1 pseudogene is annotated in these 237 nt (G+C 67.5%); it reads left to right on the top strand.

Going from position 1 to position 237, the window contains the following annotated elements:
• Positions 1 to 106: pseudogene (locus KVT39_RS38350) on the top strand (cupin domain-containing protein); the annotation flags it as partial.
• Positions 107 to 237 lie beyond the last annotated feature (131 nt).

Genomic DNA, 237 nt, shown 5'->3' with positions numbered 1-237 from the left:
CGAATGCTGGATCGTCCTGATCGAACCCGTCCAGACGAAGCATCCCGGCGACGTCGAGTCACCGCTGACACGGACGATCGACGAGCAGTTGGGTGGGGTGCGCTGAGTTCATCTGACGGCGTGGAGCGAGCCCTCCCAGGCCGACCTGCCGTTGCCGAACCAGCGCCGAAACCCCGATACCCGCGATACGACAGGCCGAAGCCTCCGTGCTGCCTGCGCCCTGCTCGCCCGCCGGTG

This window comes from Burkholderia sp. GbtcB21, from assembly GCF_019091065.1.
Taxonomy (GTDB): Bacteria; Pseudomonadota; Gammaproteobacteria; order Burkholderiales; family Burkholderiaceae; genus Burkholderia; species Burkholderia pyrrocinia_C.
This window is presented reverse-complemented; position numbering and strand designations above follow the sequence as displayed.